Source organism: Delftia sp. ZNC0008, assembly GCF_000799035.1.
Classification (GTDB): Bacteria; Pseudomonadota; Gammaproteobacteria; order Burkholderiales; family Burkholderiaceae_C; genus Comamonas; species Comamonas tsuruhatensis.
Genome location: NZ_JTKZ01000641.1, coordinates 1 through 13,908, shown reverse-complemented (window position 1 = coordinate 13,908; position 13,908 = coordinate 1). Strand labels below are relative to the sequence as shown.

General features: G+C 69.0%; 15 protein-coding genes. 9 read left to right on the top strand and 6 right to left on the bottom strand.

Going from position 1 to position 13,908, the window contains the following annotated elements; genetic code table 11:
- On the top strand, positions 1 to 214 hold a 214-nt coding region (locus L995_RS20895; protein ID WP_047473448.1), incomplete at its 5' end, for a hypothetical protein.
- 81 nt (positions 215 to 295) lie between these two features.
- Here the strand turns inward: L995_RS20895 and L995_RS20890 are convergent.
- Positions 296 to 706: an OsmC family protein gene (locus L995_RS20890; protein WP_047473446.1), complete on the bottom strand. Its 411-nt coding sequence runs from the start codon at positions 704 to 706 to the stop codon at positions 296 to 298.
- Positions 707 to 763: 57 nt separating this feature from the next.
- Positions 764 to 1,660 (bottom strand): MBL fold metallo-hydrolase, encoded by an 897-nt coding sequence (locus tag L995_RS20885; RefSeq protein ID WP_047473444.1) that lies wholly within the window; start codon positions 1,658 to 1,660, stop codon positions 764 to 766.
- 81 nt (positions 1,661 to 1,741) lie between these two features.
- Between L995_RS20885 and L995_RS20880 the strand changes: the two genes are divergently transcribed.
- From L995_RS20880 to L995_RS20865, 4 genes are all read left to right on the top strand, one after another.
- Positions 1,742 to 2,059 carry an ArsR/SmtB family transcription factor gene (locus tag L995_RS20880; RefSeq protein WP_017404646.1) on the top strand — a complete coding sequence of 106 codons (318 nt, stop codon included), beginning with the start codon at positions 1,742 to 1,744 and terminating at the stop codon, positions 2,057 to 2,059.
- A 25-nt stretch (positions 2,060 to 2,084) separates the two neighbouring features.
- Positions 2,085 to 2,615 (top strand): rhodanese family protein, encoded by a 531-nt coding sequence (locus tag L995_RS20875; protein WP_047473442.1) that lies wholly within the window; start codon positions 2,085 to 2,087, stop codon positions 2,613 to 2,615.
- 100 nt (positions 2,616 to 2,715) lie between these two features.
- A complete protein-coding gene (locus L995_RS20870) occupies positions 2,716 to 4,098 on the top strand; it encodes an aminopeptidase P N-terminal domain-containing protein (protein WP_047473440.1) in 1,383 nt (460 codons plus the stop codon).
- Positions 4,091 to 4,909, top strand: coding sequence for a hypothetical protein (locus L995_RS20865; RefSeq protein ID WP_047217866.1), 819 nt, complete (start codon positions 4,091 to 4,093; stop codon positions 4,907 to 4,909). Before L995_RS20870 ends, L995_RS20865 begins: the two co-directional genes overlap by 8 nt.
- A gap of 39 nt (positions 4,910 to 4,948) precedes the next feature.
- Here the strand turns inward: L995_RS20865 and L995_RS20860 are convergent, their stop codons facing one another.
- Positions 4,949 to 6,220 (bottom strand): TIGR03118 family protein, encoded by a 1,272-nt coding sequence (locus tag L995_RS20860; RefSeq protein ID WP_047473439.1) that lies wholly within the window; start codon positions 6,218 to 6,220, stop codon positions 4,949 to 4,951.
- Between the two features lie 466 nt (positions 6,221 to 6,686).
- On the opposite strand from L995_RS20860, the gene pyk reads away from it, so the two are divergent.
- Entirely contained in the window at positions 6,687 to 8,123 is a 1,437-nt protein-coding gene (pyk, locus tag L995_RS20855) for a pyruvate kinase (protein WP_047473438.1), read from the top strand.
- Positions 8,124 to 8,262: 139 nt separating this feature from the next.
- On the opposite strand, the gene L995_RS20850 is transcribed toward pyk, so the two are convergent.
- Positions 8,263 to 8,847: a phosphatase PAP2 family protein gene (locus tag L995_RS20850; protein ID WP_047473436.1), complete on the bottom strand. Its 585-nt coding sequence runs from the start codon at positions 8,845 to 8,847 to the stop codon at positions 8,263 to 8,265.
- Between the two features lie 12 nt (positions 8,848 to 8,859).
- The gene (locus L995_RS20845) at positions 8,860 to 9,636 is read right to left on the bottom strand and encodes a phosphatase PAP2 family protein (protein ID WP_047473434.1); all 777 of its coding nucleotides are present in this window, start codon (positions 9,634 to 9,636) and stop codon (positions 8,860 to 8,862) included.
- Positions 9,637 to 9,729: 93 nt separating this feature from the next.
- Here L995_RS20845 and L995_RS20840 point away from each other — a divergent pair, with 93 nt between their 5' ends.
- From L995_RS20840 to fba, 3 genes are all read left to right on the top strand, one after another.
- Positions 9,730 to 10,428: a response regulator transcription factor gene (locus L995_RS20840; RefSeq protein ID WP_047473433.1), complete on the top strand. Its 699-nt coding sequence runs from the start codon at positions 9,730 to 9,732 to the stop codon at positions 10,426 to 10,428.
- Positions 10,425 to 11,795, top strand: coding sequence for a sensor histidine kinase (locus L995_RS20835; RefSeq protein WP_047473432.1), 1,371 nt, complete (start codon positions 10,425 to 10,427; stop codon positions 11,793 to 11,795). The genes L995_RS20840 and L995_RS20835 overlap by 4 nt, the downstream gene beginning before the upstream one ends.
- Before the next feature lie 129 nt (positions 11,796 to 11,924).
- Positions 11,925 to 12,989 carry a class II fructose-bisphosphate aldolase gene (gene fba, locus L995_RS20830; protein ID WP_013804528.1) on the top strand — a complete coding sequence of 355 codons (1,065 nt, stop codon included), beginning with the start codon at positions 11,925 to 11,927 and terminating at the stop codon, positions 12,987 to 12,989.
- A gap of 56 nt (positions 12,990 to 13,045) precedes the next feature.
- Here fba and L995_RS20825 read toward each other — a convergent pair whose 3' ends face one another.
- Complete coding sequence (locus L995_RS20825) at positions 13,046 to 13,888, bottom strand: sulfite exporter TauE/SafE family protein (RefSeq protein WP_047473431.1); 843 nt, start codon at positions 13,886 to 13,888, stop codon at positions 13,046 to 13,048.
- Positions 13,889 to 13,908 lie beyond the last annotated feature (20 nt).

Genomic DNA, 13,908 nt, shown 5'->3' with positions numbered 1-13,908 from the left:
CCGCGTAGCCACGGTCACCGGCAATGTGCAGCACCGGGTAGGCGATGGCCAATTGGAAGACATTCCGCGTGGCACCCGTGTGCAGGTGGCCACGGCCATCGGAAGCTATGTGCTGTCCTGGACCCAGGAGGATCAGCCGATCACCGTGTCGCTGGCCAAGCGGGAGTTCGAACTCTATGTCGATACGGGGGAGATCGAGGTCAGCGAAGCCTGACGCCGGCCATGTCCCCGTCCACTCCGAAGGCCCTGCGGCATACCTGCCGCAGGGCCTTTTGCATGGTGGCCAGTCCTTCGCTCAGGCGGGCAGCTGCAGCGCGGTCTGGATGCGCACTTCGCCGGCCAGCAGCTTGTGCACGGGGCAGGCCTCGGCCACCTGCAGCAGGCGCTGGCGCTGTTCGTCGTCCAGGTCGCCTTGCAGGGTGATCTGGCGTTCGATCAGGTTGCCGCTGGCCGGCGTGCCTTCGGGGTTCAGGCGCAATTGCACATCCACCTGCTCCAGCTTCCACTGCTTGCGCGCCGCATACATCTGCAGCGTGACCGTGGTGCAGGCGCCCAGGGCCGACAGCAGCAGCTGCAGCGGGTTGGGCGCCGTGTCGCCGCCGCCCTTGTCCGCGGGCTCGTCCACATGCCAGCTGTGGCCTTGGGGGTCGCCAAGCGTGACGCGATAGGGGGTGTCCGTGCTGGTGGCATGGGCGCTGTGGATCATGGAAGGTCCTTTGTCCTGGGGGTGTCGCAAGAGGGGTGGGGGAGCCAACGGACGACTCTACGCCTGCTTCGCGTCCGCTGCCTGGGGCCGATGCTTCATGCGCAGCGGAATTTTGAGGTAGTGCACGCCGTTGGCCTCGGCCTCGGGCCAATGGCCTGCGTGCATGTTGACCTGGATGGCGGGCAGCAGCAGGGCTGGCGCCGACAGCGTGGCGTCGCGCCGGTTGCGCATGGCCACGAAGCTGGCCTCGTCCACGCCCGCGTGCACATGCACGTTGCCGGCACGTTGGTCGGCCACGGTGGTTTCCCAGGCGTGGTGGTCGCGGCCCGGCGCCTTGTAGTCATGGCACATGAACAGGCGTGTTGCGGGCGGCAGGGCCAGCAGGCGCTGGATGGAGCGGAACAGCGTGCGCGCATCGCCGCCCGGAAAGTCGGCGCGCGCCGTGCCGTAGTCGGGCATGAACAGCGTATCGCCCACGAAGACCGCATCCTCGATGCGGTAGGACACGCAGGCGGGCGTATGGCCGGGCGTGTGCATCACCTCGATGCGCAGCCCGCCCAGCGGCAGGCTGTCGCCGTCGGCCAGCAGCCGGTCGAAGGGCTGATCGCCGCCGGACGCGGGCAGGTTGAAGACGGGGCGGAAGATGCGCTGCACCTCGCGGATGTGCTCGCCCACGGCGATCGGGGCGCCCGTGCGCTCGCGCAGGCACGGGGCCGCGCTGAGGTGGTCGGCATGCGCATGGGTTTCCAGGATCCAGCGCAGGCGCAGGCCCTGGGCCTGCGCGGCGGCCAGCACGGCATCGGCCGAGCCGGTGTGGGCCTGGCCGCTGGCATGGTCGTAGTCGAGCACGGGGTCGATGGCGGCGGCCTCGCCCGTGTTCGCATCCCAGACCAGGTAGGTCACGGTATGGGTGGCTTCGTCGAAGAATGGCGCGATGCGCAGCGGCGAGGTCATGAAAGCACTCCTTTGTCGATGGCTCCAGTGCAGCCTGCCGGCAAGTATATTAGAATTTGCTAAATTAGATTTTTCTTAATCATGAACCAACCCATCCTCTCCTCCGAACAGGCTTTCCTGCAGCAGGGTGCGGCGCGCGCCGCCGCCCTGCTGCGCGCCGTGGGCAACGAGAGGCGCCTGCTGGTGCTGTGCCTGCTGATCGAGCATGGCGAGCTGTCGGTGGGCGGGCTGCTGGAGCGTATCCCGCTGAGCCAGTCGGCTCTGTCCCAGCATCTGGCGCGCATGCGCGAGGAGGGCCTGGTCGCCTACCGCCGCGAGTCGCAGACCCTGTACTACCGCATCGCCGATCCCGATGCGCAAAAGCTGGTGGCGGCACTCAAGAGCATCTTCTGTCCCTGAAAACCCCCACCCCAGGAGTCGTCCCATGTCCCTTCCCCTCATCTCGGCCCAGGCCGCCCGCCAGTTGCAGGCGCAAGGCGCCTGGCTCATCGACATCCGCGCGCCCGACGAACATGCGCGCGAACGCATGGCAGGCGCCCGCAGCATGCCCATGGAGCGCCTGGGCGCCCAGGCCTGGGGCGATGCGCCGGCCGCCGTGGTCTTTCACTGCCGTTCCGGCAACCGCACGCGGCTCAACGCCCAGGCCCTGGCGGCTGCCTTGCCGCCCGGCTGTGTCGGCCATGTGCTCGACGGCGGCCTGGACGCCTGGAAGGCCGAAGGCCTGCCCGTGCTGCAAGACAGCCGCCAGCCGCTGGAGCTGCAGCGCCAGGTGCAACTGGGTGCGGGCGGGCTGGCTCTGCTGGGCGCCGTGCTCGGTGCCACGGTTTCACCGTGGTGGCACCTGCTTTCGGCCTTCGTGGGCTGCGGTCTGATCGTGGCGGGTGCCACCGGCTTTTGCGGACTGGCGCGCCTGCTGATGAAGGCGCCCTGGAATCGGCGCGCCCTGGGGCAGTGACGGTGTCTGCGCTGAAGTCCACCTGACGCCGGCCGGCTGCCCCCCTCCTTCCCCTGTTCCGGGGACTGTGGAGAACCCCGGACGGCAGTACGATAGCTGCATGACATCTGTTTATGCCCAACGCCGCGCACGCTTGGCCGCCCAGTTGGGCGCCGGCGGCATCGCCATCATTCCCACCGCTCCCGAGCGCCAGCGCAACCGGGACACCGGCTATCTGTACCGCCACGACAGCTATTTCTATTACCTGACCGGCTTTGCCGAGCCCAATGCCTGCCTGGTACTGGCCGCCGATGGCACCAGCGTGCTGTTTTGCCAGCCCAAGGACCTGGAGCGCGAAATCTGGGACGGCATCCGCCTGGGCCCCGAGGCTGCCGTGGCCACGCTGGGCGTGAGCCAGGCGTTCTCCAGCGCCGAGATCGATACGCGCCTGCCCCGCCTGCTGGAGAACCGGGGCCGCCTCTGGTATCCGTTCGCCACGCATGAAGGGCTGGCCGTGCGCGTGGAAGGCTGGCTGGGCCAGGTGCGCGCACGCGTGCGCTTTGGCGCGCTGTGCCCGTCCGAGCAGGGCGACCTGTGCACGCTGCTGGACGAGATGCGCCTGGTCAAGGACGCCCGCGAGCAGGACATCATGCGCCGCGCCGCCGCCATCAGCGCCCAGGCCCATATCCGCGCCATGCAGCGCTCGGCGCGCATGCTGCGCGCAGGCCAGGAAGTGCGTGAATACCACCTGGATGCCGAGCTGCTGCATGAATTCCGCCAGCAGGGCTCGCAGTACGTGGCCTACGGCTCCATCGTGGCCGCCGGCGCCAATGCCTGCGTGCTGCACTACCAGGCCGACAAGGCCCCCGTGCGCGCGGGCGAACTGGTGCTGATTGACGCCGGCTGCGAGCTCGACGGCTACGCCAGCGACATCACGCGCACCTTCCCCGCCGATGGCCGCTTCACCGGCCCGCAGCGCGCGCTCTACGAGCTGGTGCTGGAAAGCCAGAAGGCTGCCGTGGCGGCCACGCGGGCCGGCGCGCGCTTCAACGATCCGCACGACGCCACCGTGGCCGTGCTGGCGCAGGGCATGCTGGATCTGGGCCTGCTGGACAAAAAGGTCTATGGCAATGCCCAGGACGTGATCGAGCAGCGCGCCTTCTTCCAGTTCTACATGCACCGCACCGGCCACTGGCTGGGCATGGACGTGCATGACTGCGGCAGCTATGTGGAGCCTTCGGAGCTGGGCCAGTCGCACGAGCGCAAGGACCCGCTGTCGGGCGAGACCATCACCAACCGCCCCAGCCGCATCCTGCGTCCGGGAATGTGCACCACCATCGAGCCGGGCATCTACGTGCGCCCTGCGGCCGGCGTGCCCGAGCAGTTCCACAACATCGGCATCCGCATCGAGGACGATGCCATCGTCACCGAGACCGGCTGCGAGCTGATCACGCGCGGCGTGCCCGTGGAGCCCGACGAGATAGAAGCCTTGATGCGTGACTGACAACGCCAGCCTGCCCACCACCGGCCCCGTGTCCACTCTCATGCCCGCCCCATCGGCCTATGCCGCACCCGCACTGCCCCGGCTGAGCTGGCGCATCTTCACGGTGCTCTGGCTGCTGGGGCTGCCCGGCGTGGCGGCCATGGCCTGGTTCGTGCTGCCCGACTGGATGCGCATGCTGGGCCTGCCCGTGGAGCCGCTGGCCACGCCGCTCACCGGCATCGGCGTGATGGCCGCGCTGCTGGCCCTGCCCGTGGGCGTGGGCGTGTGGCTGGGGCCGCGGCTGGGCCTGTCCGCACCGCTGCTGACCACCTGGGTGGCCGGGCGTTCGCCCCAGCGCGCCGTGCGCTACCTCACGCTGCCGGGGCTGGCCGGTGGCGTGGTCGGCGCGGCCTGGCTGGTGACCCTGGCCCTGGCCTGGCCCGACGACCTGACCCTGATCGACCCCGTCTACGCCATGCCGCTGGGCGCCAAGATGCTGTACGCGGGCATCACGGCCGAGCTGGTGATGCGGCTGGGCGGCATGACGCTGGTGATGTGGCTGCTGTGGCGGCTGAGCGGACGCACAGACCGCCGCCCGGGATGGACGCTGGGCTGGTGGTCCGTCATGCTGTCGGCCCTGCTGTGGGGCATGCTGCAGCTGGCCCTTGCCTGGAGCACCTGGGGCGGCCTGTCGGACGCGCTGGTGCTGCAGTTGCTGCTGTTCGAGGTCGTCCACGGCGCCGTGGGCGGCTTCCTGTTCTGGCGCTATGGCCTGGAGGCGGCCATGGTGGCCCATGCCATCACCTACCTGCTCTCGCACGGACTGGTGTGAGGCCTGGCGTCTGCGCAATGACACCGCCAGGATGAAGCGTCACAGAAGCCTCAGCGAGCCGAACAGGCCCTCGGTTTCGTCCTCGGGGCCGGCGGCGAAGTAGAGCGCGTCGCTGTCGCCCAGGGCCACGCCGTTGCCGAACTGCAGGGCCCACAGGCCGGGGATGGCCACGGGGCGGTGCTGCGCGTCGCGCAGATCGTCCACATAGCGGCCCGTGGACAGGTCGAATGCACAGATGCGGCCTGCTCCCCCGAAGTTGCCGACCAGCAGGTGCCCCGCCAGTGCGCCGAAGCCGTCAGGAGCGATGGCCACGCCCCAGGGCGCATTCAGGCGTCCATCGTCCTCATACATGCGCAGCAGGCGGCCGTCGAGGTCGAACTCGGCCAGCCTGCCGCGCGCAGGCCGGTTGCCGCTGGCCGCTTCTGCGGCTGCGTCCACCGCATCCTCCTCGCCGGCATGGAACGCCAGGGGATCGTCCGGGTCGGGCTGGCTGATCGCATAGAGCACGAACACGCGGTCGCGGCGGCCGTCGTTGACGACCTGGATGTTGAAGGGCACCGGATCACCGGGCCGGGCCTCGCCTGCCGCGCCTGATGCGAACGGGTTGGCGAAGCCCTGGGTGGGCACCAGTTGCCACTGCGCGTCCAGCGTGCGGATCTGGGGCCGGGCGCCGAAGTCGGCCATCCACACGCGGTCCCAGCGGCCCGTGTGGATGGCTGCCCCGAAGAAAGCCATGCCCTGGTCGGCGCCATTGAACATTTCCACCGCAGGGCCGTCCACCCGGACGATGGCGCCCGTCTGCGCATCGCGCTCCGTCCAGGCGCTGACGCTGCCGCTGTCGGTCACGAAGACGAAGCGGGCCGAGCCCTCGAGCAGGCGTCCGGCGGCAGGCTGCTGCTGGACCCGCAGCAGCTGCGAGGCCAGGGGCGCACCGTTGTAGACCACGCCGGTGACTTTGCCGGCACTGTCATCGCCGGTCAGGGCATCGGAGCGCGGAACGGCCACTTCGCGCAGGCCGTCCTGGTGCAGGGCGCGCATCCCGGGATCGGCCGAGCGAGCCACGTCACCGATGAACTGCCAGGACGTGCCCCCGCCGCCAATCCAGAAATGGCCTCCCGCGCCGGCCGGGCGGATGGCGATGCCCCAGCCGTTGACGAAGCCGGGCTGCGTGAAGCGCGCGCCGTAGCGCGCATGGCTGGCGAGCAGGGGAGTCTGGACATAGCGGTTGGCGGCAACATCGCCACCCGCGCCGCAGGCGGTCAGCGCCGGGGAGGCCAAGGTGGTCAGAACAAAGCGTCTGCGGTCAAGCATGGTGGATTTCCTGGTGGCATGGCAAAGCTGTGGATGGGCTGGCTGAGCATGCGAAACCAAGGGGAACCGTATGTTCTGGCTGCGGCCTGCGGGCCGGGTGGCCCACAGGAATATGAAGGCGATGCTAGGAAGCAGGGGCGGGCCGCGTCAATGTGGACCAGTCTGATTCTGTGGTGTCCTGCGGCGCGGTGAGCATTGCGAACGCGGCGGGCAAAACTGCTTTCACAGGAGACCGGCATGGCACAGCGCCTTTGCCGGGAATGCTGCAGTGCAGCATCAAAAGCAATAGCGGCAAAGGCAGTGCACCGCAGTGTTCGGCGATGGCAACGGCATCCGGCCGCCCCCTTGCGCAGGCTCAGGATGCGGGGTCTTCAGGCCCGCACCGCATGCCGGAATGTTGCCTTCATGTAACCGCATTCGTGTGAGAATTGAAACCCGATTACAAACCCTGAGCGAGAGACATTCCATGCAAGTGAGCCGTGCCACCAAGATCGTCGCCACCCTGGGCCCCGCTTCCAGCGACCCGCAACTGCTGGAACAGATGGTGCGCGAAGGCGTCAACGTGGTGCGCCTGAATTTCAGCCACGGCAAGGCGCAGGACCACATCGACCGCGCCACCATGGTGCGCGAGGCGGCCCAGCGCGCAGGCCGCGAGGTGGCCATCATGGCCGACCTGCAGGGCCCCAAGATCCGCGTCGGCAAGTTCGCCGAAGGCAAGGTCATGCTGGAGCCCGGCGCGCGCTTCGTGCTCGACGCATCGCGCACCGAGCCCGGCGACATCAACGGCGTGGGCCTGGACTACAAGGAACTGCCGCGCGACGTGAAGCCCGGCGACGTGCTGCTGCTCAACGACGGCCTGATCGTGCTCACCGTGGACCATGTGCGCGGCGACGAGGTGCACACCACCGTCAAGCTCGGCGGCGAGCTGTCCAACAACAAGGGCATCAACAAGCAGGGCGGCGGCCTGACGGCCCCGGCGCTGACGGCCAAGGACATGGAGGACATCAAGACCGCCATGAGCTTCCAGGCCGACTACGTGGCCGTGAGCTTTCCCAAGAACGCCACCGACATGGAGATGGCGCGCCAGCTGTGCAACGTGGCTGCGGCCCAGTACGGCCACAAGCCCGGCCTGATTGCCAAGATCGAGCGCGCCGAGGCCATTCCGCGCCTGGAAGAGATCCTGCATGTCTCCGACGGCATCATGGTGGCGCGCGGCGACCTGGCCGTGGAAGTGGGCAACGCGGCCGTGCCCGCGCTGCAAAAGAAGATGATCCGCATGGCGCGCGACATGGACAAGTTCGTGATCACCGCCACGCAGATGATGGAGAGCATGATCACCAACCCCGTGCCCACGCGCGCCGAGGTCAGCGACGTGGCCAACGCCGTGCTGGACGGCACGGACGCCGTCATGCTCAGCGCCGAGACCGCCGCCGGCAGGTACCCGCTGGAGACCGTGCAGGAAATGGCCAAGATCTGCACCGCCGCGGAAGCGGCCGAAGACCCGGACAGCGATGCCGAGTTCACCGGCCGCCAGTTCTCGCGCATCGACCAGTCGATCGCCATCGGCGCGCTGTTCACGGCCCACCACCTGGGCGCCAAGGCCATCGTCGCCATGACGGACAGCGGCTCCACCGCGCTGTGGATGAGCCGCCACCGCATCCACATCCCCATCTACGCGCTCACGCCCAAGATCTCCACGCAGCGCAAGATGGCCATGTACCGCAACGTGCGCCCCCTGCTCATGGACACCAGCGCCGACCGCGACACCGCGCTGGACCAGGCCGAAGGCCATCTGCGCGCGCGCAACATCGTGCAAAGCGGCGATGTCTACGCCATCACCTGCGGCGAGCCCATGGGCCAGCCCGGTGGCACCAACATGCTCAAGATATGTCGTGTGAACTAACCCCCTGAGGCGCTTCGCGCCTTCCCTCTCTCGCTACGCGGGGGGGACGACACCCTCGCGGCGGGGCGGCCCTTGCTCGGTGTCCCTCGTTTTGGGGAGCGCCAGTTTTATGTGCGGTGCGCTATGCCTTCGCCATGGTCTATTGGGACCTGCCTGAGTGGGTTCGTGCGTTGTAGGGCAGCAGGTTGGGCATGACGGCAAGGCGGCGCCACAGCGCGGCATGCCAGACCAGGGTGGCGCTGCAGATGCCCACGATGGCACCGCCGACCACATCGGACGGGAAGTGCACGCCCAGGTGCACGCGGCTCCAGCCCATGCCCAGGGCCAGCGACCAGGCTGACACCATGACCCAGCGGCGGTGGCGCGTGCCGCCCAGGGTCAGCGCCTGGGCCAGGGCAAAGGCGCCCGTGGCGTGCATGCTCGGAAAGCTGGACCGCAGCGCGTGATCCACCCATTGCACACCCATGCCCAGCTGGGCAGGACGCGGCGCTGGGAAGCCCCAGCGGATCAGCCGCGCCACGGCCCAGGCGGCCAGCATGGACAGCAGGGCCAGCACCAGCGTGCGGCGCAGGGCGGGCGAGCCGCGCAGCAGCCCGGCCATCACGGGAAGGGCGCACAGCGAGGGAAGCCAGGAGGAGATGGCGCGCGCCGCCTCGATCGAGATGGCGGGCGTTTGCGCGTTGGCGTTCAGCAGCGTGAACAGGGCGGGGTCCAGGGGCAGCATGGCAAGGCTCGATCAGGGTGCGGAAGGCGGAAGGCTGGCGGCGGGCCACAGGGAGTCAGGCGCGCTGTCCCGGGTCCGCAGCGCACGCGTGACCGCCAGGTCGAAGAGCCAGCCCGCCGTCCAGCACAGCCAGCCGGTCCACAGCGTGTGGCTCATGAAATGGGCGCCGCGCATCTGCTGGGCCAGGCCCATCGACAGGCCTGCGGCCAGCGAGACGGCCAGCCAGATCCAGGCTGCGCGCGGTGCATGGCGGCGCAGCGCGAAATACCCGGCCAGAAAGGCAAAGCCTGCCGAGGCATGGCCTGCGGGAAAGCAGCGCCCCGGCCCGCCATCGGCCAGGCCCAGCGACCAGTGCGAGACATGGCGCGCCACGCCGCCGAACTCGGCCAGGTCCCAGGGGCAACTGGTCGCGCTGGTGTACTTGAGCAGCGAGATCAGGGCCAGCGACAGCAAGATGCCCGCCACCAGCTGCACGCGCCGCCCGTGAGGCAGCAGGCGCAGCGGGCCGATGGGCCGCCAGACGCACAGCGTCAGGCCCAGCACCACCAGCCAGGCCAGGCGGCGTGCGCTTTCGTGGGCGATGTTCACGAAGAACCAGTCCGAACGCAGCGCAAAGCCATCGGCGTCGCCAAACCAGCGGGCCATGGCCAGGTCCAGGGCGCCGGCATCCCAGGCCAGGACCACGGCCAGCGCCGCCAGGGTCCACAGCAGGGTGCTTTTGAAGGAGGGGCCCTGCGCAGGGGCGGCGGAAAAATCTCGGGGTTCAGGTGTCGGCATGGCCGGCAGCATGAGAAGCGCGGCTTAAACCCGTCTTAACGCATGCCCCGGCGTGCGGCCATCGTCTGGCGCCGCAGCCGGCAGCGGCCATTGCACAATGCGAGCATGCGAATACTGGTCGTCGAAGACAATGCGGGCATTGCCGCAGGCCTGCAGGCCAATCTGCAACAGCGCCGCTATGCGGTCGACGTCTGCTCCACCGTGGCCGATGCCTGGCATGCGCTGGAGATGGAGCGCTTCGACGCCGTGCTGCTGGACCTGGGCCTGCCGGATGGCGATGGCAGCGAGATCCTGCGCCGCCTGCGGAGCCCGCGCCGCCCGGGTGGCGACAGCCACGCCCTGCCGGACCCCAACACGCCCGTGCTCATCCTCACCGCGCGCGACCAGGTGCGCGAGCGCATCGCCGGGCTGGACCTGGGTGCCGATGACTACCTGGTCAAGCCCTTCGACATCGACGAGCTGGAGGCGCGGCTGCGCGCCATGCTGCGCCGCGCAGGAGGCCAGGCGGCACCCGTGATCCGCCATGGCGAGCTGGAGGTCGACCCGGCCGCGCGCACCGTGCGCCGCGACGGAAAGCTGGTGGAGATGTCGCCGCGCGAGTTCTCGGTGCTCTGGGTGCTGCTGCAGGCGCGCGGGCGCGTGCTCTCGCGCCAGCAGATCGAGGAACATCTCTACAGCTGGGGCACGGCCGTGGAAAGCAATGCCGTCGAAGTCCACATCCACCACCTGCGCAAGAAGCTGGGCAATGCCAGCATCGTCACCATGCGTGGCGTGGGCTACTTCCTGCCCGTGGAGAACACATGAGCACCGCGCCGGACCGCCGCCCCTCGCTGATCTGGCATCTGATGGCCTGGATGCTGGGCGCGCTGGTCGTGGTCTGGGCCAGCTTCGTGGCGCTGGGCTACCAGACCGGCGTGCACGAGGCCGACGAGCTCACCGACGGCCACCTGGCCGGTGTGGCTGCGCTGGTGCTCAACCTGGAAGTCGCAGGCGCCGTAGGCCAGGGAGCAGCCACGCCCGTGCATGAGCCCCCCGGCCTCATGGCCCACGACTACCAGCAGTCGCTGAGCGTGGCCCTGTGGGATGGCTCGGGCCGGCTCATCTCGCGCACCGGCGATGCGCCCGAGCCCTTCTTCGACACCGAGCAGGGCTTTGCCACCCTGCGCCTGGGCCCGGAGCGCCGCGCCTGGCGCAGCTTCACCCAGTGGAGCCGCGACCATGCGCGCAAGGTCAGCGTGATGATCGAGCTGCAGGAGCGCGACGAACTGGCCGACGACATTGCCGGCCAGATGATCGAGCCCGGCCTGTGGCTGCTGCCCGTGGTGGCGCTGGCGCTGGGGCTGGCCATTCGCCGGGGCATGCGGCCGCTCAACGAACTCTCGCGCGAGGTGGAGCGCCTGGACCTGGCCCAGGCCGAGCGCGTCTCGCATCGCCACGCGCTGCGGGAATTCATGCCCGTGGTGAACTCCATCAACACCTTGCTGGACCGCCAGCAGGAGGCGCTGGAGCGAGAGCGCAGCCTGGCCAACGAAGTGGCCCATGAACTGCGCACGCCGCTGGCCTCCATCGCCTTGCAGGCGCGTGCCCTGGGCGATGCGCCGGCCGGTGCCATGGACGCACCGGCCCAGCGCCAGGCGCTGGCGCAGATAGGCCGGGACGCGCTGCATGCCGGCCATGTGCTCAGCCAGCTGCTGGCACTGGCGCGCGCAGGCCGCGCCATGCTGGCCGAGCCACCCGTGCCTGTGGACCTGGCCGCGCTGGCCCGGCAGGTGGTGGCCGCCCATGCGCAGGCGGCCTGGCAGCGCGACTGCAGCCTGTCCGTGCAGGCGCCTGAGGCACTGGGCGTGATGGGCAATGCCGTGCTGCTGGAGCTGGCGCTGCGCAATCTGGTGGAAAACGCCCTCAAGCACACGCCGCACGGCACGCAGATCGAAGTCCAGGCCGGGCAGGGGCCCGACGGCGAGGTCTGGCTGCAGGTCTGCGACGACGGCCGCCGTGACGGCGCAGAGCGCGCGACGGCGCCCGTGGACAGCCTGCACCTGGGCCACGAGATCGTGGCGCGCGTGCTGCGCGCCCACCAGGGAAGCTTTGGCGAGGCCGCGCCGCCCGAAGGCTTCACGACCTGCTACCGCATGGGAATGCCCGGGACAGGGTTGGCGGCAGCTGGTTAAAATCGCCAGTTACCAAGCGGTTACTGCCGCGATCCCCCGGCCGTGGCCCCGCAGCGCACCCATGACGCAGCGGCGGCTGCCATGCGGCAGGGGCATCCCCCTCTCAACAACTTGATACGGACCCTACACATGCCTCTCGTTTCGATGCGCGAACTGCTGGACCACGCTGCCGAAAACGGCTACGGTCTTCCCGCCTTCAACGTCAACAACCTGGAGCAGGTGCAAGCCGTGATGTCGGCCGCCGACGAAGTGGGCGCGCCCGTCATCCTGCAGGCCAGCGCAGGCGCCCGCAAGTACGCCGGCGAGCCCTTCATCAAGCACCTGATCCAGGCCGCCGCCGAGCAGTATCCCCACATCCCCCTGGTCATGCACCAGGACCACGGCACCTCGCCCGCCATCTGCCAGGGCGCGCTGAACCTGGGCTTCGGCTCGGTGATGATGGACGGCTCGCTGATGGAAGACGGCAAGACGCCTTCCTCCTTCGAATACAACGTGGACGTGACCCGCAAGGTCGTGGAAATGGCCCACAAGCTGGGCGCCACCGTCGAAGGTGAACTCGGCTGCCTGGGCTCGCTGGAAACCGGCATGGCCGGCGAGGAAGACGGCGTCGGCGCCGAAGGCGTGCTCGACCACTCGGCCCTGCTGACCGACCCCGAGGAAGCGGCCCAGTTCGTCAAGGCCACGCAGCTGGACGCGCTGGCCATTGCCATCGGCACCAGCCACGGCGCCTACAAGTTCACGCGCAAGCCCACGGGCGACATCCTGTCCATCCAGCGCGTCAAGGAAATCCACGCGCGCCTGCCCAACACCCACCTGGTCATGCACGGCTCCTCCTCCGTGCCCCAGGAGCTGCTGGAAATCATCCGCCAGTACGGCGGCGCCATGAAGGAAACCTACGGCGTGCCCGTCGAGGAAATCCAGGAAGCCATCAAGCACGGCGTGCGCAAGATCAACATCGACACCGACATCCGCCTGGCGATGACCGGCGCCGTGCGCAAGTTCCTGGCCGAGAACCCCGAGAAGTTCGATGCCCGCGAATGGCTCAAGCCTGCCCGCGAAGCCGCCAAGCAGATCTGCAAGGCCCGCTACATCGAGTTCGGCTGCGAAGGCCAGGGTGCCAAGATCAAGGGCTACACGCTGGAGCAGATGGCCGCCAAGTACGCTGCCGGTTCGCTGCAGCAGGTCGTGAACTGATCGGTTCCGTCCCCTTCAAAAAAGCCCGCCGGTCTGCCTGGCGGGCTTTTTTGCTTTCAGCGCGGCGCGGGGGCCGCAGCCGCAGCCGGTGAGCGCTGGGGCACGGCCATGGCCATCGCGTCATCGGGCACCACGGGCTGGGGGTGGCTGGCGTTCCAGCCGGACACCAGCAGGCTGGCGCCCGACAGCACCAGCAGCAGGCAGACCATCCATTCCACCAGCCGCTTGGGCAGGGCGGGCGGATGGCGCATGTGCAGCCAGGTCACCACCGTCACCACGGGAAAGGCCAGGGCTGCGGCCAGCAGCACGCTGGCGGTGATCTCGCCCTCCCAGGCCACCATCGCCAGGCGCAGCAGCGCGCAGGTGAGGAACATGGCAAACAGGCACTGGCGCACCACCAGGCGGTCCAGCGGCTGGCGGTACAGGTGGTAGACCATGGGCGGGCCCGGCGTGGCAAACAGCCCGCCCAGCAGCCCCGAGGCCACACCGGCCACCCACAGCGACACCGGCCCCGACACCTGCGCGTTGACCTGCTTTTGCAGCAACAGCAACAGCGCGCAGGCCACGATGGCCAGGCCCAGCAGCATGCGCAGCCCGCTCAGCGCATTGCCGCTGAGCCACTGCAGCAGCAGCACGCCGCCGATCACGCCGATGACGCTGCTGATCAGCATGGGCTTGAGCAGCGTCCACTGCGGCACCTGGCGGTGGGCGCGCAGGTAGGCCACGCCGTTGACCACGGACAGCAGGCAGGCCACGTTGGCCGCATCGCCAATGCCCATCAGGTGCGTGGCACCGGCCACGCCCACGAAGATCAGCCCGAAGGCAAAGCCCGTCAGGTTCTGGCAAAACGTGGCCAGGCCCACCAGGGCCAGGAACATCACATACTGGATCACACTCATCAAAAGGCTTTCTGACGCGG